At 37.0% G+C, this 20,138-nt stretch carries 18 protein-coding genes and 1 riboswitch; of the genes, 12 read left to right on the plus strand and 6 right to left on the minus strand.

Annotated features, from left to right (window positions below; all coding sequences use genetic code 11):
- Nucleotides 1-170 precede the first annotated feature (170 nt).
- Both RV17_RS07165 and RV17_RS07170 read right to left on the minus strand, forming a co-directional pair.
- A complete protein-coding gene (locus RV17_RS07165; RefSeq protein WP_071868865.1) occupies nt 171-1,004 on the minus strand; it encodes an NUDIX domain-containing protein in 834 nt (277 codons plus the stop codon).
- A 93-nt stretch (nt 1,005-1,097) separates the two neighbouring features.
- Nucleotides 1,098-1,376, minus strand: coding sequence for a hypothetical protein (locus RV17_RS07170; RefSeq protein WP_067482577.1), 279 nt, complete (start codon nt 1,374-1,376; stop codon nt 1,098-1,100).
- 259 nt (nt 1,377-1,635) lie between these two features.
- Between RV17_RS07170 and metG the strand changes: the two genes are divergently transcribed.
- Nucleotides 1,636-3,645: a methionine--tRNA ligase gene (metG, locus tag RV17_RS07175; RefSeq protein ID WP_071868866.1), complete on the plus strand. Its 2,010-nt coding sequence runs from the start codon at nt 1,636-1,638 to the stop codon at nt 3,643-3,645.
- Between the two features lie 64 nt (nt 3,646-3,709).
- Here the strand turns inward: metG and RV17_RS07180 are convergent, their stop codons facing one another.
- Entirely contained in the window at nt 3,710-4,294 is a 585-nt protein-coding gene (locus RV17_RS07180) for a hypothetical protein (RefSeq protein WP_071868867.1), read from the minus strand.
- Nucleotides 4,295-4,470: 176 nt separating this feature from the next.
- On the opposite strand from RV17_RS07180, the gene RV17_RS07185 reads away from it, so the two are divergent.
- The 7 genes from RV17_RS07185 to RV17_RS07215 all read left to right on the plus strand — a co-directional run bounded on the left by RV17_RS07185 (nt 4,471) and on the right by RV17_RS07215 (nt 11,420).
- Nucleotides 4,471-5,781: an APC family permease gene (locus RV17_RS07185; protein WP_071868868.1), complete on the plus strand. Its 1,311-nt coding sequence runs from the start codon at nt 4,471-4,473 to the stop codon at nt 5,779-5,781.
- A gap of 303 nt (nt 5,782-6,084) precedes the next feature.
- Entirely contained in the window at nt 6,085-6,858 is a 774-nt protein-coding gene (locus RV17_RS07190; protein WP_067482569.1) for a TatD family hydrolase, read from the plus strand.
- The gene (rnmV, locus tag RV17_RS07195) at nt 6,855-7,418 is read left to right on the plus strand and encodes a ribonuclease M5 (protein ID WP_067482567.1); all 564 of its coding nucleotides are present in this window, start codon (nt 6,855-6,857) and stop codon (nt 7,416-7,418) included. The genes RV17_RS07190 and rnmV overlap by 4 nt, the downstream gene beginning before the upstream one ends.
- A complete protein-coding gene (gene rsmA / locus RV17_RS07200) occupies nt 7,411-8,298 on the plus strand; it encodes a 16S rRNA (adenine(1518)-N(6)/adenine(1519)-N(6))-dimethyltransferase RsmA (protein WP_067482565.1) in 888 nt (295 codons plus the stop codon). The genes rnmV and rsmA overlap by 8 nt, the downstream gene beginning before the upstream one ends.
- A gap of 428 nt (nt 8,299-8,726) precedes the next feature.
- A complete protein-coding gene (locus tag RV17_RS07205) occupies nt 8,727-9,335 on the plus strand; it encodes a hypothetical protein (protein ID WP_067482563.1) in 609 nt (202 codons plus the stop codon).
- An 814-nt stretch (nt 9,336-10,149) separates the two neighbouring features.
- Entirely contained in the window at nt 10,150-10,890 is a 741-nt protein-coding gene (locus RV17_RS07210) for a helix-turn-helix domain-containing protein (protein WP_071868869.1), read from the plus strand.
- Nucleotides 10,878-11,420, plus strand: a complete 543-nt coding sequence (locus RV17_RS07215) for a hypothetical protein (RefSeq protein WP_140444166.1) — start codon at nt 10,878-10,880, stop codon at nt 11,418-11,420. Before RV17_RS07210 ends, RV17_RS07215 begins: the two co-directional genes overlap by 13 nt.
- Nucleotides 11,421-11,702: 282 nt before the next feature.
- On the opposite strand, the gene RV17_RS07220 is transcribed toward RV17_RS07215, so the two are convergent.
- The gene (locus RV17_RS07220) at nt 11,703-12,812 is read right to left on the minus strand and encodes an ABC transporter ATP-binding protein (protein ID WP_071868871.1); all 1,110 of its coding nucleotides are present in this window, start codon (nt 12,810-12,812) and stop codon (nt 11,703-11,705) included.
- A 204-nt stretch (nt 12,813-13,016) separates the two neighbouring features.
- Between RV17_RS07220 and RV17_RS07225 the strand changes: the two genes are divergently transcribed.
- A complete protein-coding gene (locus RV17_RS07225) occupies nt 13,017-13,448 on the plus strand; it encodes a methylglyoxal synthase (RefSeq protein ID WP_067482555.1) in 432 nt (143 codons plus the stop codon).
- A 157-nt stretch (nt 13,449-13,605) separates the two neighbouring features.
- A riboswitch (THF riboswitch) is annotated at nt 13,606-13,709 on the plus strand.
- Between the two features lie 36 nt (nt 13,710-13,745).
- Nucleotides 13,746-14,282 (plus strand): folate family ECF transporter S component, encoded by a 537-nt coding sequence (locus RV17_RS07230; RefSeq protein WP_067482553.1) that lies wholly within the window; start codon nt 13,746-13,748, stop codon nt 14,280-14,282.
- Between the two features lie 48 nt (nt 14,283-14,330).
- On the opposite strand, the gene RV17_RS07235 is transcribed toward RV17_RS07230, so the two are convergent.
- Nucleotides 14,331-16,094, minus strand: a complete 1,764-nt coding sequence (locus RV17_RS07235; protein ID WP_071868872.1) for an ABC transporter ATP-binding protein — start codon at nt 16,092-16,094, stop codon at nt 14,331-14,333.
- Between the two features lies 1 nt (nt 16,095).
- Nucleotides 16,096-17,811, minus strand: coding sequence for an ABC transporter ATP-binding protein (locus tag RV17_RS07240; RefSeq protein WP_067482549.1), 1,716 nt, complete (start codon nt 17,809-17,811; stop codon nt 16,096-16,098).
- Nucleotides 17,812-17,985: 174 nt separating this feature from the next.
- Between RV17_RS07240 and RV17_RS07245 the strand changes: the two genes are divergently transcribed.
- On the plus strand, nt 17,986-18,822 hold the full coding sequence (locus RV17_RS07245) for a putative ABC transporter permease (RefSeq protein WP_071868873.1): 837 nt from the start codon (nt 17,986-17,988) through the stop codon (nt 18,820-18,822).
- A 196-nt stretch (nt 18,823-19,018) separates the two neighbouring features.
- Nucleotides 19,019-20,122 carry a 3D domain-containing protein gene (locus RV17_RS07250; RefSeq protein WP_071868896.1) on the plus strand — a complete coding sequence of 368 codons (1,104 nt, stop codon included), beginning with the start codon at nt 19,019-19,021 and terminating at the stop codon, nt 20,120-20,122.
- Nucleotides 20,123-20,138 lie beyond the last annotated feature (16 nt).

A 20,138-nucleotide genomic window follows, 5' to 3' on the forward strand; every position in this document is an offset into this window, starting at 1 on the left:
TGGTAGGAGCGCCAGAGTTCGCCTTGCTAATAAAAAGTTTTTAAAACTTTTGTTTCTAGGAATTTTCTTTTCGCTTAAAGAGAAAGCTCACTAATTATGAGAAACCAAAAACCAAGGACTGTAACATAAATCAGCAATGATTTTGTGTTACAGTCCTTGGTTTTTACCGATTAATCTTCCATTTTTGGATGGTGTTCAGGTTTTAATTGATAGATTTTTGATGGACGACCGATTCCAACGGGGCGTTCACCGATTTCGTCAAAATATTGCAACATTGCCTTTTTAAAATTTGAGTGGTCGATTGTTTTAAAATCAATTCCTAAAAATTTTGCAAACACTTTGCGAGCTTCAGTAATTGTAAAATCCTTGCCTAATACTTGAAGGACTTGTGGCTCATGTTCCATTTTATTGACGATACGGTTAAAGGCTTTTAACACGATGAAACTGTGGTCAAATGCTAACTTATCTTTTCCAGTTGATTGGCCAGTTGCTAAATCAAGTGCGATTGAGACATCGCCACTGGTCAAGTGGATTTGATTCATTTGTCGTTCTAAAGTGAACCAGCGAACCTCTTTGGCGTCATCTCCGGCAATCAAAGGTTCTTCACCAATAAAGGCAAGATAGCTGACCGTCACGACCCAGCCACGTGGATCACGATCAGGTGTGCTGAATGTATGAAGCTGTTCGATATTTTCCTTAGAAATAATAACTCCAGTTTCTTCTTGTGTTTCGCGTAAGACACTTTCACCAGTTGACTCATCTCGTTGGACAAAGCCACCAGGCAATGCCCAAGAGTTTCGATAAGGATGCCCTTTTCTTTGAATCAAAAGAATTTTTAACTGATCTTCTTCTTTGTTGTAACACATCAAAACGATGTCGACAGTCAAAGAAGGTTTGTCGTATTCAGGGCGTTCTTGTGCTTGATACCAAGTTAAAAAATCTTCTTCGCTGGCTTCTTGTTCATAATATAGTTTTTCTTCTTCTTTAGAAGCAAATTCTTTCATTCTGACACCTCCACTGCCGATAAAAGTACATTTTACTTTATTGTAGCAGACTCTTGGAAAAAACCAAGGACTTCCCGCAAAATTTCGTGGTTATCAAAGATGAAAGATGAATGGTAAAACTAAATTGACTAAAAAGAACAGTAGATAAAAAGGTAAAAACTTCATTTTTTCTTCACGAAGTGCAAAGAACCCGCAAATAATGATAAATAAATCGAATGCGATACGAAAGAGATTCGAAACAAGAAGGAAACTATTCAAGTTACCATTTAAGTTAAAGTAACCATACATCCTTATATAAAAATAACTAAAAAATAAGTGAGCAATTGTCAGTACTGCGATACTGATCATAAAAATCGTGTGTTTTTTCTGCATAATCATTCCTACCTTTGTTCATTGGTTTTTCCCCTTCTATTATACATGATTCATTTTTGGAAAAATAGCGGGGAAAATTTTCCCAAAAAACGTAACTTAATAAACGTACAAAGAATTCTAAGTTTTTCCTTTTTTTCAACTAGGAAGACGAGTAATCCTACCGAATTCCCTTTTCAAAAATTCGCTAACATTAAGATTATTTTGTGGTATACTAGCAAGGAAACGAATTCGCATCATGCGATAAAGGAGGAGGAGCCCCGTGGCAGAAAAGGAAACTTTTTATATTACTACGCCAATCTATTATCCAAGTGGCAAACTGCACATCGGTAACTCGTACACAACGATTGCCTGCGATGCTGTTGCACGTTACAAACGGTTGATGGGCTTTGATGTGTTTTATCTTACTGGAGTGGATGAGCACGGTCAAAAAATCGAAACAAAAGCAGCAGAACTAGGTGTTGAACCACAGGAATATGTGGATAAAATGGCTGCAGACGTGAAAAAATTATGGAAAACACTTGATATCAGTTACGATAAATTTATTCGAACAACGGATGATTATCACAAAGTAGCTGTTCAAAAAATCTTTGATCGTTTACTAGAACAAGGCGATATTTATTTAGGTGAATACGAAGGCTGGTATTCAGTTTCTGATGAAGAATTCTTTACAGAAACACAACTAGCTGAAGTTTACAAAGACGATGAAGGCAACGTGATTGGTGGGAAAGCCCCAAGCGGACATGAAGTTGAATTAGTCAAAGAAGAATCTTATTTCTTCCGCATGAGTAAATACGCGGATCGTTTGCTTGAGTACTATGAAGCACATCCTGAATTTATCCAACCAGAATCACGCAAGAAAGAAATGATTAACAACTTTATCAAACCTGGTTTAGAAGACTTGGCTGTTTCAAGAACGACATTTAGCTGGGGAATCCCTGTGACACGTGATCCAAAGCACGTTGTATATGTTTGGATTGATGCATTATCAAACTATATTACAGCGTTAGGTTATGGTTCAGATGATGATAGTTTGTTTGAAAAATATTGGCCTGCTGATGTCCATATGGTTGGGAAAGAAATCGTTCGTTTCCACACAATTTATTGGCCAATTATGTTAATGGCGCTAGACTTGCCATTACCTAAAAAAGTTTTTGGACATGGTTGGTTATTGATGAAAGACGGCAAAATGTCCAAATCAAAAGGAAACGTTGTTTATCCTGAAATGTTAGTTGAACGTTATGGCTTAGACGCATTACGTTATTACTTATTGCGTGCAGTTCCATTTGGCTCTGATGGTGTCTTCACACCAGAAGATTTTGTTTCTCGTGTAAATTACGATTTAGCCAATGACTTAGGTAATCTATTGAACCGCACTGTTGCGATGATCAACAAATATTGTGAGGGTATCGTTCCTGATTATGCTTCATTAGTAACGCCTTTTGATAGTGAACTGTCAACAACTGCTGCAAACGTAGTTGGACGTTACCATGATGCCATGGAAAAAATGGAATTTAATACAGCTTTAGCTGAGGTCTGGGTATTGATTTCTCGTGCGAATAAATACATTGATGAAACAGAACCTTGGGTATTAGCAAAAGACGAAGAAAAGAAAAATGAATTGGATAGCGTAATGGTTCATTTAGCTGAAACATTACGAATTGCAGCCATTCTGTTGCAACCAATCATGACTGAAACACCAGTCAAAATCTTCAAACAATTGGGATTGGATGCGGAATCCATGAACTTGGAAGGCTTACACTTTGGTGAGTTTCCTTCTGGAACAAAAGTTATTGCTAAAGGTACACCAATTTTCCCACGTTTAGATATGGACGAAGAAGTTGCTTATATCCAAATGAAAATGTCTGAAGGAACCCAAAGTACAGAGGACACAGTGAAGTGGGACCCAGAAGAAACAGAATTTGTTTCTTCAAAAGAAAAACAAATCAAATTTGATGTATTCGACAAAGTTGAATTAAAAGTTGCTGAAGTAATCAGCTGTCAAAAAGTGGAAGGTGCAGATAAATTACTGCAATTCCGTTTAGCCGCAGGGGATAGTCAGGACCGTCAAATTTTATCTGGAATCGCAGAATATTATCCTGATCCAAGTGAGTTAATTGGCAAAAAGCTTGTGATCGTGGCAAACTTAAAACCACGTAAGATGCGTGGTCAAATCAGCCAAGGAATGATTCTCTCAGCAGAAGCACCGGATGGCTCATTGCAAGTAGTTGAAGCGCCAAAAGGCATGCCAAATGGTTCAGAAATTGCGTAAATAAAAAAGGAATCCAATCGTAATGATTGGATTCCTTTTTTATTTACATATAAATGATGTCGTATCACTTTACTGAAGGAAATCTTTTCAATCGTTTTTTCAAGCGAGTAGGTAGCAACGCACTTAAAACGGTGAAAGGAATCGCAAAGATGTACCAAGAAATTGTTCGTCCAATGCCATATCGTTGGTAGAGGCTCATTAACATCAAGTGAAGTAAGCACAAACCAATAATTAACGAACCGGCGAGAAACCATTGATTATCCCATTTGAAATAACGTAAGCTCATGACAAAAACAGGATAAAGGTAAAAATAGATGCCAACCAAGGTGACACGCCAATTTTTAGTAAAGGTTCCAATGTTAAGCAAAAAGAAAATTGCAGATAAAATAATTCCTAGCGGTGGGAAAAGACTAACTAAAAAAGAATAGACGATGCTCCATAGAATCAAACCGGGTCCTCTGAATAACGCGACTAAAATTACTAGACCAGTGAGTAAAAGGAGCTGTTGACTAAACGAAGCGATGGTCAAAAGACCAAAAAGAATCAGCGTGGCCCAATGCCAGCGCGACTGTTGTTGTTCTTTTCGTGTAACTGAAACATGATCTGTGAGAAAATTTGCTAATTTTGGATGTGAACGTTGAAAGTCCAAAAGCAAAACCTCCTTTAAATAGAAACTGGCTAAATTGTAATCAAAAAGGAAAGAAAAAACATCCGACTTAAGGGGGATTTTTTTGAAAACCCTTTATTAGATTTGTGCGTAGCCAAGGGGAAAAAACTCGGTTATACTAGCAATTATATTAATAAAAATAGGAAAGAGGATGAGGAATGGGAAATAAATTAAAACGTGAAATTAATTTGTTTGGCGCATTAGCAACAGTTATGGGAACTGTTATTGGAGCAGGAGTTTTTTTTAAGACCGCTTCAGTAACTGCTAGCACACAATCACCGAGTTTAACACTTTTTGTATGGTTATTGGGTGGCTTTTTGACCATTTGTGCCGGGTTGACTGTTGCAGAATTAGCCACAGCAATTCCAGAAACAGGTGGAGCAGTTAAATACATAGAGGCTGCATATGGAAAATTACCAAGTTTCTTATTAGGTTGGGCGCAAAGTCTGATTTATTTTCCAGCAAACATTGCGGCTCTTTCAATTATTTTTGCAACACAGTTGACGAATCTCTTTCAGTTATCCACTGATTATCTGGTATTGATTGCAGCTGTGACTGCTTTGTCAGTGACTGGATTGAATTTATTGGGGACAAAAGTTGGTGCAACTGTTCAATCTGCTACACTTATTATCAAATTGATCCCGATTGCAGTAATTGTTGTTTGGGGGTTAATGGTTCCCGAATCTGGTACGGTTCAGCTCTTTCCAATTGAAGCGGGTAAAGATGTTTCCTTTATGGAAGGATTGAGTAGTGCGTTACTGGCTACTTTGTTTGCGTATGATGGTTGGCTAGGTGTCGGCGCAATTGCTGGTGAAATGAAAAAGCCAGAAAAAGATTTGCCTAAAGCAATTATTTTAGGATTAAGTTTTGTGACAGTGGTCTATTTGTTGATTAACTTTGTTTTCTTGAAGACTTTACCAATCGAAGGAATTGCTGGAAACTTGAACGCAGCATCGGATGCTTCAGCAGTGATTTTTGGTTCATTTGGTGGAAAGTTAGTTACGATTGGTATTCTGATTTCTGTTTATGGCGCGCTGAATGGCTACACGTTGACTGGAATTCGTGTTCCTTATGCGATGGCCTTAGAAAATGAACTACCATTCAGTAATCAGTTAACAAAATTATCAAAGAAATTCACAGTTCCTTACGTGCCAGCAATGTTTCAGTTGGTGATTGCCTGTATCATGATGACGATGGGTTCATTTGATTTTCTGACAGATATGTTAATTTTTGTGATGTGGCTGTTTAGTTTACTGATATTTATCGCTGTTTTTGTTTTACGCAAGAAAGCGCCAGAGATGAATCGTCCTTACAAAGTGCCGCTTTATCCGGTGATTCCGCTAATTGCGATTATTGGCGCAATTTTTATCTTAGGAATGACAATCTTAACGCAGACATCACTTGCGATGATTGGGATTGGTGTGACGTTATTAGGAATCCCAGTTTACTTATATAAAAATAAGAAATAAATAAAAAAGAGATTGGGGCTTACTCAATCTCTTTTTTACTTGTCTAACGCATTGCTAAGCTTAAAGATGGTTTTTTTAGCACATTTCTTCAGTTTATTCGTAACAAAATAACTTGAAAATGAATTGTTGTTCATCAAGTAGTTTCCTGAAAAAATAAAATAAAAAGCAGTGATTTCTAAAAAGAATTTCTTGTTTGCTAGAATGAGAAACTTGAAGTTCTGAAACTCTCACAATCTTTTTTTCCGTCCCACTTCTGTCTCAACCGTTTATGTGCTAAAGTAGGAAAGAAAAGGAGCGATTTGAATGATATTTGATTCTCATACTCACTTAAATGCGGAACAATTTAATGAAGACATTCCCGAAACAATTGAGCGTGCTAAAGAGCTGGGCGTGACAAAGATGGCTGTGGTTGGCTTTGATCAACCAACGATTGAAAAATCCTTACAGCTTAGTCAAGACTACCCAAATATTTATAGTATCATTGGCTGGCATCCAACTGAGGCTGGTAGCTATACCAAAGAAGTTGAACAACAATTACAAGAACGATTGACGTTACCTAAGGTTGTGGCATTAGGAGAAATTGGTTTGGATTATTATTGGATGGAAGATCCAAAGGAAGTTCAAGCAAAAATTTTTCGTCGTCAAATTGCGATTGCCAAAGAAATGAATTTACCAATTAGCATCCATACGCGTGATGCGATAGAAGATACGTACCAGATTTTAAAAGAAGAAAAAGTCCACAATATTGGTGGAATCATGCATAGTTTTAGTGGTGACTATGAGTGGGCACAGCGCTTTCTTGATCTGGGTATGCATATTTCCTTTAGTGGTGTTGTGACATTCAAAAAAGCTTTAGATGTCCAAGAAGCTGCAACGAATGTTCCTTTAGATAAGATGTTGGTAGAAACGGATGCCCCTTACCTTGCGCCGGTACCTTATCGTGGTAAGCGAAATGAACCTGGGTATACTCGCTATACGGTTGAAAAAATTGCGGAACTTCGCCAAGTACCTTTTGAAGAAATTGCTACACACACATGGCACAATGCACATCGCTTATTTGGGATTTCAGAAAAATGAGTAAATTGACTATTGAAGAAATTGTAGTCGTTGAAGGAAAAGACGATACCAGACGATTGCAAGAAGTCGTGAATGTCGATACGATTGAAACAATTGGTTCAGCAATTAACGAAGCGATTTTGATGCAGATCGAGCATGCACAAGAAACAAGAGGGGTGATTGTTTTTACAGACCCAGATTTTTCAGGCGAAAAAATTCGTAAAACAATTATGGAAGTCGTACCACAAGCGAAACATGCCTTCTTACCTCGAAAGCAAGCTCAGCCAAAGAAAAAGGGTAGCTTAGGTGTTGAACACGCAAGCAATGAAGCCATTCTTGAAGCATTGAAGAAAGTTGTGACACCTAGCGAGGAAGAGTTTGACGAAATCCCTAGACAGATGCTTTTGGACTATGGTTTAATAGCGGGAGCACAAGCCAAAGAAAAAAGAGAAAAACTTGGGGATGAACTTAGGATTGGTTACACCAATGGCAAACAATTAGCGAAACGCTTGAAAATGTTTCGCATTACACCAGAAGAATTGACACAAGCAATGAAAAAAGTGGAGGCAAAACATGACTGAATATCGTGAGATCGCAACACCCTCTCGAACAAAAGAAATCTTGAAAGAACATGGATTTCAATTTAAAAAAAGTTTAGGACAAAATTTTTTAACAGAGCCTAACATTCTACGAAAAATCGTTGAAACAGCTGAGATCAACCATGAAACAAATGTAATTGAAGTAGGACCAGGAATTGGCGCACTGACTGAACAATTAGCCATGAATGGAAATCAAGTCGTCGCATTTGAAATCGATGATCGTTTGATTCCAGTATTAGCAGATACACTTCACCGTTATCCAAATGTTAAGGTTGTTCACCAAGATATTTTAAAAACGGACTTGGCTGCTGCTGTCAAAGAATATTTTACAGAAGATTTACCATTAAAAGTGGTCGCAAATCTTCCCTATTACATTACAACGCCAATCATGATGCACTTTCTTGAATCGGACGTACGTGTGGATGAAATGGTTGTTATGATGCAAAAAGAAGTTGCAGATCGAATTTCTGCAAAGCCTGGTACCAAAGCTTACGGCTCACTTTCAATTGCCGTGCAATATCATATGGATGCGTCCTTAGCATTTATCGTTCCTAAAACAGTTTTTGTACCACAACCAAACGTTGATTCAGCGATTTTAAAATTGACACGCAGAGAAGAACCAGCTGTTGAAGTCACGGATGAAAAAGAATTTTTCCGTTTGACGAAAGCCTCATTCCAATTGCGTCGCAAAACATTATGGAACAATTTGCAACACGCTTATGGAAAAGACGAAGCAACCAAAGCGTGGTTGACTCAAAGTTTAGCTGATGCAGGAATTGATCCAAAACGTCGTGGGGAAACACTGTCATTAGAAGAATTTGCTGCATTAAGCAATGCGATGATGGCGAATAAACAAGGGTAAGAAGTATTGTTCAAAAAATAGTTATCACAGAAAAGCGGAGCAGGATGCTCGCGTTTTTCTGTGATTTTTTTATCAAGTAGGATAAAATTTGGAGGAAAATGCGTACTTATAATAGGGATAGGATGAAAAAAGCAGCACAACTAAGTCACTTTCTAAATCATCTTTCGAATGACGAAAGGATGCTTTAGGAGTAAGTTAGCAACACAATTATTTTAATTGGAAAAGAAGAATGACTTGGTGGCTCTATAATAAAATTGATGAGCTGACAGACATATCCAATTTGAAAAACATTTATACGATCCAACTAAGTGAGTAAAAAAAGAATTTGTCGAAGATTGTTGGCAACTTCTTTAAGTGTCTTGACAGATACATGGAATATCAGTACAATAAACAACATCAATGTGTCAAGACACATAAGGAGAGAAAAAATGAAAAAAAATTCTGTTCGTCACTTAACTATTTCTGCACTGCTGATTGGGATGGGAATCATCATTCCTTTAGTTATGCCAAAAATCATGATTCCACCAGCATCTTTTACCTTAGCTTCGCATGTGCCATTATTCTTAGCAATGTTTTTTTCACCAGGGGTAGCTGTTGCTGTCGCTTTAGGAACAACGTTTGGGTTCTTTTTATCGACACCAGTCATTATTGCATTAAGAGCATTGTCACACATTATTTTTGCAGTAGTTGGTGCTTGGTATTTGCAAAAGAAACCTGGAATCGTCTTGAAGGATGGAAAATTTACGCTAGCAAACTGGAAATTTCAAGGCTTTAATTTTGTCATTGGGGTTATCCATTCAATTGCCGAAATGTTGGTTGTGAGTGCTTTTTACTTTATGGGTAATATGCCTGATACGTATTATTCAGAAGGTTATTTCTACACAGTATTTATTTTGATGGGAATCGGTGGATTGATTCACAGTTTGGTTGACTACAATATTGCTTACTTTGTTGCGGGCACGTTGAGCAAATATTTTGATATTCCTGTATTTACTGCAGCGAAAGAACAGGCGAGGAAGATGGAGAAGCTTGGCTAAAAATAATTGAATGAGAAAAATTGATTAGATTTAGTTATTGTTGAATTTTTCAAATACATTAGTAAAAAATAGGTAACCTAAAACAGATTTTGTTTTAGGTTACCTATTTTTGTTTAACACGTTTGGCTAGTAAGTGAGAAAAAATAGTTGTAAAATCATTTGCGCTAAAATCTTTTGATTCATCAATTGTAAAATGCTGTCATTTGGGATTGAATAAGAAAATTAGTAAGAAAAAAGAAAGTTCACTATTAGCTAAGCTTTGTTTACAACTTGAAGAATGCAAGAGCACTTCCTTTTTTGCATTAGCAATCAATTAGCTTACGGCATCTAGAAAATAGCTGCCAAAAAAAGTGAGCGATTTAATGGAAAAATATTTTTGATTGTTCTTTTAAAATGAATTTTCGAAAAATATTTTTTCTAAAAAAACAAATTTTAAAATAGAAAGTCTAAGATGCGTACCCAAAATTAAAAATAATAAAAAAACTTATTGAAAGCGCTACCTTTTTGTGACATAGTGTAACTGAAGGTGCCTGATAAATAAAATAGTACGATTGAATAAAGAGGTGGTTGGAATAAAAATAACTTTTATTTGGCGTGGTTGGCGTACATATTGTTGTTTAATGGCTATATAATATTGTTATTTATATGCTCAATTATCTTCCTGATTAGTAATTTAGTTCGTTTGCTATGTAAAAAAGCACCAAATGGCTACGATATGTTTTGTAGCAAGCCTACTAGCTATGAATTTTGTCTTAACTTGGTTAACAACTTCCGTTAGTCTGATTGAGACAACTATTTAATGGAGGGAACAAAAATGAGTCTAGGAGACAAACTGAAAGAAGAACGTCTAAAGAATGAGTATACGCAAGAAGATATTGCCAAAATATTGAATGTTGCACGCTCCACTGTTTCAAGCTGGGAAGTGTCGAGAACATATCCTGATCTTTCTTTCCTGATTACTTTAAGTAAATTATATGGAGTAACAGTCGATTATTTAATTAAAGATGAAGAAGAGACAATTGACAACAATCAGACAATAAAAACAATGGGTTCTTTGAATCAGAAACAAAAATATTTTGGATTTGGCTTTTTGGCTTGCTTCATCTGCGCACTGTTGATTGGCTTATTTTTTCTGAATACGGCGAATCAGAGTACAAAAAAAGAAAAAGGACAAAAAGAACCGGTCGAGTATATTATTCCTTTGACGGATATCATGGATGTTACGGTCAAAGAAATCCCTTACGGTAAAGATAATAAATATCAAGTTCCTGAAATAACTGCAAATGTAAAATTACGTGAAGGCTGGAAAGAACCGGGATGGGTTTTTCATTTTGATAATAATACGGGAGCTGCGTATATTCATCTTTCACAAAATAAAGTGTATAAAGGTGAACCTTTTCCGACCAACTATTTTCCAAAATTGAGTTTTGTCGCTGCACAGTATGTGAGGGATACCGAGTACATGGATATTCCTAAAAAGATTATCTTGATTGACGATAATACCGCAGATCCCCCAAGTACAGCAAAAGAGCAACGGGTGATTTGGGAAAAATAAAAAAGGAGTGTTTAGAAATGAAAAAATTTGTTTGTCTGGGCTTGGTTACGTTTGGAATGTTACTGTTTGGTCAGCCAGCACAAGCTGCTGAAATTACTAACGATGTGGCACCAGAATTGGGGAAAATTTACATAGATGAGCGTGAGTCTGACTTGACTGACATTCTTTGTACGACTTCTGAAGGTAGATATGTGATTAATGAGAATAAGCTCGTCTTACTAGATAAAGAAATCCCAGGTGTAACGCCTTTTATCTATCATGATGTACAGCTTTTAAGCGGTGATGTAACAGGCTACAGCTTTACGATTGCAGGAAACACTCGATATACTTACCTAACTACTAATCATAATAGTGATTGGAGTCCGAGAGCAATGATTGTAAATCAAAATGGCGCGCAAATCCAATATTGGGAAGTGTACGGGACACCAGCTTCAATCGCTGATACAACATCAGCTACTGCAACGTATTATTTCGGTTTAAGAAACTTATCTTCCAGTGCCATGAATTATGGAATGAATATGATGTTTTAAAATAAGCAAACGAGTGTCTGGAACATCATCATTTTGATGAATGTTCCAGACACTTTTTTACGAACAAATGATGTTCAAAAAGTAAATTTCTCGAAAAACAAGCCGAATAATTTCAAAAATAGGCAGAGCTATTTCCAAACTGTTTTTCTTTTTTAGAGCTGAACGCGTTTGTCACAAGCTCTTTTATCTTTTTTTGTAATCGAACAAGGCCCTAGTATTGCAAAAAAAAGAACTGCACCGTTGGTTGCGGTACAGCTCTTAAAAAGGGGGCATCAATTAAAATTAAGATAAAGTAATCACATCTTCTGTTTCTTTATCGAAGAAATGTCCTTTATTGATATTGAAAGCAAGGTCAATCATCTCGCCTGGTTTGTGGAAATCACGTGCATCGACTTTTGAAATAAATTCAGTTGAGCCAGTTTTTGTGTAAAGCATTGTTTCTGCACCTAGTAATTCTGAAACCACAACTTCAGAATGAACGACTGCTTCTGGTGAAGCATCTAAAGCAATTTGTTCGCTATGGATGTCTTCAGGACGAATACCGAAGATGACTTCTTTGCCGTTGTAGCCTTTTTCTACTAAGATTTTATTTTTTCCTTCTGGAATGCGAAGTCTTAATCCGTGACCATCAGTAATCACACCGTCATTTAGCGTTACATTGAAGAAGTTCATTGCAGGTGAACCAATAAATCCAGCAACGAAAACATTCACTGGTGTGTCATAAACTTCTTTTGGTGAACCAATTTGTTGAATAAATCCGTCTTTCATAATAACGATTCGATCTGCCATTGTCATCGCTTCTGTTTGGTCATGGGTAACGTAGATTGTTGTTGTTTCTAAACGTTGGTGTAATTTAGCAATTTCTGCACGCATTGCTACACGTAATTTAGCATCTAAGTTTGATAAAGGTTCATCCATCAAGAAGACTTTGGCATCACGAACGATTGCACGACCTAAAGCAACACGTTGACGTTGTCCACCAGATAATGCAGCTGGTTTACGAGATAGGTATTCGGTTAGACCTAAAATTTCTGCCGCATTTTCAACCCGATTTTTGATTTCAGCTTTGTCATATTTTCTCAATTTCAAACCAAATGCCATATTATCAAAAACAGTCATATGAGGATAAAGAGCGTAGTTTTGGAAAACCATTGCGATATCACGATCTTTTGGAGCTACATCATTCATGACTTTTTCGCCAATTTTTAATTCGCCTTCCGTAATATCTTCTAAACCAGCAATCATACGTAAAGTAGTTGATTTCCCACATCCAGATGGTCCAACAAAAACAATAAATTCACGATCTTGAATATTTAGATTAAAATCAGTAACTGAATAATTTTCTGCATTATCGTATTTTTTATAAACATGTGTCAACGCCATTTCTACCATAGTAAATTCCACACTTTCTATAAGTTTTATTTGACTAAAGTATAAATGAAAGCGCTAACCTGTAACAACGGCAGAATGAACAAGAATTTGTCTGTTTTTTGGTCAGAGTGACGAAGAAGCAAAGAAAATCAAAAAAATGGTAACAAAAAATTTAAACGGTTTCCTAAGTTTGTTACACTAAAGAAAAGAAAGGAAGTGTGACTGATGAAAATTGCTTTGATTGCACATGATCGAAAGAAACCATTGATGATTAAATTAGCGACAGCTTATCAAACGATTTTAGCGAAACACGAGCTTTATGCAACTGGGACGACAGGTTTACGAATTCAAGAGGCAACTAATTTGCCAGTTCATCGTTTTAAATCAGGTCCGTTGGGAGGTGACCAACAAATTGGGGCAATGATCTCGGAAGACGAAATTGATTTAGTCATTTTCTTGAGAGATCCACTGGCAGCGCAACCACACGAACCAGACGTAACAGCGTTGATTCGTTTATCAGATGTATACGAGATTCCTTTGGCCACCAATATTGGCACAGCTGAAGTTTTACTGCGTGGATTAGCAGCAGGATATTTAGATTTTCGGACGGTCGTTCATGAAATGGAAAAAGAAGCGATTTCAACGGAACATGAATGAATTTTCGGTATTTTATCCAATAATATGAATAAATACTAATGGAAGTTGTTGAATAGCGAACATAAAAGACGGAAATCATAGTAACATTCAGTTTTCCTGTTTGCTAGTCAATGATAATTATGTTATATTTTGTGAGGGAATTGTTTCCCAAAATAAAATCAGAGTAGGAAATAAAGCGTTAAGTGCTGGGAGGATGGGATGTTGCCACCTGGACGAAGGATAAGGGAACTTATTCGCGGTTTTATTTTCGCATTCGCTGCATATTATTGTGTAGCAGCTCTTAAAGGAGATGCTAAAATGAAAAAAAATCGATTAGACGCACGGATGATAGCGATCATGGGGCTGTTGATTGCCTTAATGGTTACTTTATCACGACTAATATCTATCGAAACACCTTTTATCAAACTCAGTGTAACATTTATTCCACAGGTCATCATGGGGATTTTATTTGGTCCTTTTTGGTCTGGTATTGGATCAGTGTTAGCTGACCTTGTCGGAATGGCATTATTTTCAAAATCAGCATTCTTTATTGGGTTTACCTTGAATGCTTTTATCGAAGGTGCGATTTACGGCTTCTTTTTCTATAGAAAAGAAATTACTTGGAAAAATGCTATCTTAGCAACACTGAGTGTCACGTTGATTATCAATTTGATTTTGACGCCACTTTGGCTAGCTTTGATGTATCATGTCCCACTGTTTAGTTGGGTCGTTTGGGCACCACGATTGTTGAAAACAGTTATTTGGATCCCGCTTCAATCAATTGCAATTTACTATGTTGGACGAAGTATTCCTTATAAAAAGATTTTGCAAAGTCTAACAGTTCGCACGAAATAAAAATAAAAAAACAGGCAATCTTCCCATCCCAGAAGATTGCCTGTTTTTTTATTGATGTGTAAATTGTGCTTGATAAAGCTGATTGTAGTAACCAGCTTTTTTTAATAATTCATCATGTGTACCCATTTCAACGATTTCACCATGATCCATGACCAGAATTTGGTCCGCATTTTTAATAGTGGAAAGTCGGTGCGCAATTACAAAGCTGGTTTTCCCTTCCATCATTGTCAAGAAGGCTTGTTGGATTTTCTTTTCGGTTAGCGTATCAACAGAACTAGTTGCTTCATCTAAAATCAGCATGGGCGGGTTACTAATCATCGTTCGTGCAATCGTTAATAGTTGTCGCTGACCATCGGAAATTTTTAGTCCTTGACCACCGATTTTGGTTGAAAGTTTTTCTGGTAGTCGCTCGACAAATTCATACATATAGGCAGCTTTTAATGCTTCATTGATTTCCTCATCACTAGCACTCGGATTGCCATAGCGAAGGTTCGCACGTAAGGAACTGTCAAATAGCCAAGTGTCTTGTAAAACCATACCAAAGCTTTTGCGCAAAGTCGTTCGTTTGATGTCACGGAGATTGTGACCATCAATCAGAATCCTTCCGCTAGTGGTATCATAAAATCGCATTAAAAGATTGACCAGCGTTGATTTCCCGGCACCTGTTTTTCCGACGATTGCAATTGTTTGCCCAGGTTTTGCTTTGAAATTAAAGTCTTCAATCAAACGCTGATTTGGATCATATGAAAACGAAACGTGTTCAAAAACGACTTCTCCTTTGATTGTGTTGGGATCCAAAGCAAACGCATTAGGGGCGTCAGGTGTCTCTTCGGGCTGATCAATCAACTCGAACGCTCGATCCAATCCAGCAAAGGCCGTTTGAATTTGCGTAGTGATTCCAGATAATTCGATAAAAGGCTTAGAAAATTGACTCGAATAGATGGTAAAACTGGAAATAACACCAACGGTAATTGCTGACCCGCTTCGTAAAGCAAGCAAGCCGCCAACTAAACCAATTGACAGATAAGCTAAATGATCGACAAAACGGGAAGAAGGATTTGTCAAAGAAGAAGAAAATTGAGCACGCTGTCCCTTGACGTAAAGTTCTTGATTCAATGTTTCAAATGCCTGTTGACTAGCTGTTTCTTGTTGAAAAGCTTTTACGATTTTTTGATTTCCAATACGTTCAGTCACAAATCCGGAAATGTCACCAATAATTTTTTGCTGTTGATTAAAGTCGTTTTGGGAAGAACGTGCGACCAGAAAACTGACTAAAAAGATAATCGGGGTGGCACATAAAACGACAACTGTTAGCAACGGACTCAAATGAATCATAAAGATAAAAGATAAAATGATGATCGCAACGCCAGAAAATAATTGATTGAAGGCTGCTGCAATGGCGATAGAAATGTTATCCATATCATTGGTAAAACGACTGACGATATTTCCGTGTGCTGTTTGGTCATAATAGCGAAGAGGCAAACGGTTCAATCGTTCAAAAGCATCTTTTCTCAGCGCCGCTACCGAGAGATAAGCAAGCCGGTTACTTAAGACTTGAATCAACCACTGACTAAGAACATTGACGAGTACTACACCACCAAAGAGTAACAATAAATGAAAGAGTTCTTGAAATTGAACCCGTCCGATACCAATCATCAGATCAATACTTTGGCCAATTTGTAACGTCATGACGACGGTCGCGATACCGTTCAGCAAACCAAAGAAAATCGCTAAAGTAATTTCTTTAGGATAAGCCATCAGGTAGGGGATAAATCGTTTGAATAACTGCATTGAGAATTTTTTTTGTTTCATTTTATTCCTCCTCCTGCGATGCCACGATTTCTTGGTATTCTTTTGATGTACGCAACAGTTCAGCATTTGTTCCTTGAGCGACAATCCGTCCTTGATCCATGACTAAAATAGTTTCTGCTTCTTGGATTGAACGAACTCGTTGAGAAATAATCAGTACGGTACAATCAAGGGAAGTTTTCAAAGCTTTGCGTAAATTCAAATCTGTTTGATAGTCAAGTGCACTTAATGAATCGTCAAGAATTAGTAACGCTGGTTTTGCAATCAAAGCACGTGCGATGGTCAAACGTTGTTTTTGACCACCAGAAAAGTTTTTCCCGTTTTCCATAACTTTGGTGTCCAAACCATCAGGAAGTTGACGAACAAAATCGTCAGCTTGTGCAATTGTTAAAGCTTCCCAACATTCTTCATCTGTGGCATTCGTTTTGCCCCAATGCAAGTTGTCTCGGATGGAGCCAGTGAAAAGCACAGCTGTTTGAGGAACCATGGCAATTTGCGCTCGCAATTTTTCCATTTCCCATTGTCGGACATCTAGCTCGTCAACGAGAACCTCACCATTACTTACATCGTAGAAACGAGGAATGAGCTGAGTCAGAGTTGTTTTACCACTACCAGTGGGTCCAATGATGCCGACAATCGCATTTTTTCTCACTTGAAAATTGATGTTTTCCAAAGACAAACCAGAAGCTGGTGTATAGCGGAAATCAACGTGCTTAAATTCAAGGATTATCTGACTGTCAAGCGCAGGTGTGCTTGCGTCTGGCATTTCTTGGATTGAATTTTCCATGGTCAAGACTTCTTTGACACGTTTTCCTGAAGCTTCAGCACGGGTAAAAATCACGACTAAATTAGAAACAACAATCAAAGCTAACAACATTTGGTTCATATAATTGATTAACGCTAACACTTGTCCTTGCTGTAGTCCGCCAATATTGACTTTGATTCCACCAACTGTCAACAGGCAAATAATGCCTACATTCATGATTAATGTTGTGGCAGGGGTCAAAAGTGCAGAAATATTTGAAACGAGCAAATAATTTTTTGCCAGATCATCGGTACTTTCGTCAAAGGTTTTAACCTCTGTCTTTGTTCGACCAAAGGCGCGAATGACACGAACGCCACTAAGATTCTGACTAACGATTTCGTTTAAGTGATCTAATTTTTCTTGTACTTTTTGGTAAAGAGGAATTGTTTTTTTAATAATGAAATACAAGATTACCGCAAAAATGGGTAAAAAGAGTAAAAAGAACAAGCCAATTTGCCAATCAATGATAAAGGCCATCACGACAGAACCAATGCTTAAAAATGGCGCGCGGATCAATAGCCGGATAACCATCGCTAAAGCTAGTTGCAATTGATTGATATCATTGGTCATTCGGGTAATCAAGGTATCTGTTCCAAAATGATTTAGCTCGCTGTGGGAAAGTGTATTGATTTTTTTCATGAGTTGGTTACGTAACTCCGTACCGAAACCTTGCGAAGCAACTGAGGAATAGTATTGACAAATAATAGCACAAATCAGTCCGATAATTGACATGACAACCATCCAAATACCCATTTGAATGACTACACCTGTATCATTTTTTCTAAGTCCGTTATCAATCAACGAAGCCATCAATAAAGGGAGAATTAATTCAAAAACTGCTTCAAGAAATTTGAAAAAGGGTCCCAAAATGATTTGCTTACGATAGTCTTTTGCATAACGCAATAATTGAATCATATGATTCCTCCTAAGTAGTAAAATTTTCTATATTTATAGTAGAAAGAAAAACGATAAGTACATTACACATTGTAGCTTATGAAATTTGGAATGAAAAGCCAGCAAGCTCTTTCATTAGAGTTTCTTTTCATTTTTCCAGCTTATTGATACAATAAAAAGAAAAAGGAGGCACTTATGACCGAATTTATCCGTGTAGTATTGCTATTTTTTATTTATTCATTTGTCGGTTGGTTATGGGAAACAGTTTACTGTTCCATTAAAGCCAAACATTTCGTGTATCGAGGATTCTTAGTTGGTCCAATTACGCCAATCTATGGTTTTGGGATTTTAGGGGTATTGTATTTTATTGAACCATTCCAATCGAACCTTGTTTTACTGTATGTTTTATCAACTGCTCTGGTCACGATTTTGGAGTACCTGACTAGCTTTGGCTTAGAAAAATTATTTCATGCCACTTGGTGGGATTACCATGATGTTCCATTGAATATCAATGGAAGAGTTGCTTTACCAGTTTCACTTTTCTGGGGTGTGGGCTGTGTCTTGATCGTGAAAGTAATCCATCCGCATATTTTGATTTTGGAACGATTTTTGGCGGAACACTTTAGTTTTTACTTGCCAGTTCTTTTGATTGGGCTAATTATGATGGATCTTGGTTACACATTAGCGAATTTACAAAGTTTCCAAAAAGCAGTCACAGATTTACAGAAAGCAATTAATGAACAAAAAGCAAACTTGCAAGAAGTCTTTGAAAAAACCAAAGACGAATGGGAAGAACGACAAAAAACTTCTGGCACAGTTTTTGGCAAGGGAATTGTCTCAAAACCAGAGAAAAAAGCTGCTGGTGATTGGTTACAAGCATTTAAAGAATCGACGAAAACCAATGATTATTTGCCACGTTTGAATTATACGCAACGACGCTTCTTAAAGAATTTCCCACAATTGTCATTGAAAGAAGGAAAAGATGTCAATGAAATTCGCCAATTAGTAAAAGAATTGCGCAAAAAAAAATAACTAGCAAATTTGCTCAAAAATAAAGCAATTGAACGAAAAAAAGTTCAATTGCTTTTTTATTTTAGCTAACAGTTAATCGAAAATGGATGTGAACGAATTATATTTGTAATAAATTGTAATATTTCTGACATATGAATTGTAATAATCATTTGTATAATGTAAGAGTTGGTATTTTAGGAGAAAGGTGTTGGAGTTCGTGAAGGCAAAAAAAGCCTTAGTTATGCTTGCTGTCTTATTGTCAGCAAATTTAGCACTACCCTTAGTGACTCAAGCAGAATCTCTTGATTCTTTAAATGAAAAAGAACAAGTTGCAAAACGTCAGGGTGAAGAAATCAGTGTCGAAGTACAAGTGGCATTGAATGATGTTAATGAAAAGTATCAAGAAGTTGAAAAAATAAAACAAGAGATTGTTCAAAACAAAAAAACGATTGATCAATCAAAACAAGAAATCAAGGAGACCGAAGCAACGATTGAGAAACGCAAAGAAGCCGTTGCACAACGACTAAAAGATGTTCAAATCAATGGTTCAAACGAGCGAAATTTACAAGCACTTTTAGACGCTGAAACTGTGGCCGAATTTATCAATCGTGCATACGCTGTTCGTGTTCTTCATCAAGCAGAAAAAGATAAAATTGCTAGCTTAGATAATCAAAGACAAAAGTTAGTTGATCTCAATCAAAAATTAGAGGATACACAAACTTCATTAAAGGATAATCAAGTTTCCCTAGAAGTCGAAGCGGACTCTTTGAATGAAAAAGTTGATTCTTTAAAACAAAAACTAACAGATAATCAAGTGACGCTTAGCGAAATTGCTAAGAATAAAGAAGCTGAAAAAACGCGAATTGCTACAGAAAACGCGAAAAAAGAGGCTGCTGAAAAACAAGCAAAAGAAGAAGCAAAAGAAGAAGCCCAAAAATTGGCAGCAGAAAACGCAGAGAAGGAAACTGAGCCAGCCAAAGAAGAGTCAAACGAAAAGCCAAAAGAAGACACATCAAAAGAGGAAGTACCAACGTCAGGTGCTACTCGCATGATGGAATCTACGGCATATTCTTATTCAGAACCCGGTTCAGGACATATCACTGCAAGTGGGTTAGATTTGTATGACAATCCACAAGCAATTGCCGTTGATCCAAGCGTGATTCCACTGAATTCAATCGTAAATGTTGAAGGCTATGGTGTAGCAATTGCCGCTGATACAGGTGGAGCAATCAAAGGAAATATTATTGATGTTCACTTTACAACGGTTGAGAAATGCGTTGCTTGGGGACGTCGTCAAGTAAAAGTAACCGTCATGAGTTAAAACTTTTCATAAATAA

Origin of the sequence: Enterococcus thailandicus, assembly GCF_001886265.1 — a bacterium.
GTDB classification, from domain to species: Bacteria; Bacillota; Bacilli; order Lactobacillales; family Enterococcaceae; genus Enterococcus_B; species Enterococcus_B thailandicus.

What these genes read in the sequence shown, in the direction of transcription:
- RV17_RS07225 (WP_067482555.1), top strand. Translation starts at nt 13,017, where the DNA reads ATGAAAATTGCTTTGATTGCACATGATCGAAAGAAACCATTGATGATT.
- RV17_RS07185 (WP_071868868.1), top strand. Translation starts at nt 4,471, where the DNA reads ATGGGAAATAAATTAAAACGTGAAATTAATTTGTTTGGCGCATTAGCA.
- RV17_RS07165 (WP_071868865.1), bottom strand. Translation starts at nt 1,004, where the DNA reads ATGAAAGAATTTGCTTCTAAAGAAGAAGAAAAACTATATTATGAACAA.
- RV17_RS07240 (WP_067482549.1), bottom strand. Translation starts at nt 17,811, where the DNA reads ATGATTCAATTATTGCGTTATGCAAAAGACTATCGTAAGCAAATCATT.
- RV17_RS07230 (WP_067482553.1), top strand. Translation starts at nt 13,746, where the DNA reads ATGAAAAAAAATCGATTAGACGCACGGATGATAGCGATCATGGGGCTG.
- rnmV (WP_067482567.1), top strand. Translation starts at nt 6,855, where the DNA reads ATGAGTAAATTGACTATTGAAGAAATTGTAGTCGTTGAAGGAAAAGAC.
- RV17_RS07245 (WP_071868873.1), top strand. Translation starts at nt 17,986, where the DNA reads ATGACCGAATTTATCCGTGTAGTATTGCTATTTTTTATTTATTCATTT.
- RV17_RS07210 (WP_071868869.1), top strand. Translation starts at nt 10,150, where the DNA reads ATGAGTCTAGGAGACAAACTGAAAGAAGAACGTCTAAAGAATGAGTAT.
- RV17_RS07190 (WP_067482569.1), top strand. Translation starts at nt 6,085, where the DNA reads ATGATATTTGATTCTCATACTCACTTAAATGCGGAACAATTTAATGAA.
- RV17_RS07170 (WP_067482577.1), bottom strand. Translation starts at nt 1,376, where the DNA reads ATGCAGAAAAAACACACGATTTTTATGATCAGTATCGCAGTACTGACA.
- RV17_RS07235 (WP_071868872.1), bottom strand. Translation starts at nt 16,094, where the DNA reads ATGAAACAAAAAAAATTCTCAATGCAGTTATTCAAACGATTTATCCCC.
- RV17_RS07205 (WP_067482563.1), top strand. Translation starts at nt 8,727, where the DNA reads ATGAAAAAAAATTCTGTTCGTCACTTAACTATTTCTGCACTGCTGATT.
- RV17_RS07220 (WP_071868871.1), bottom strand. Translation starts at nt 12,812, where the DNA reads ATGGTAGAAATGGCGTTGACACATGTTTATAAAAAATACGATAATGCA.
- rsmA (WP_067482565.1), top strand. Translation starts at nt 7,411, where the DNA reads ATGACTGAATATCGTGAGATCGCAACACCCTCTCGAACAAAAGAAATC.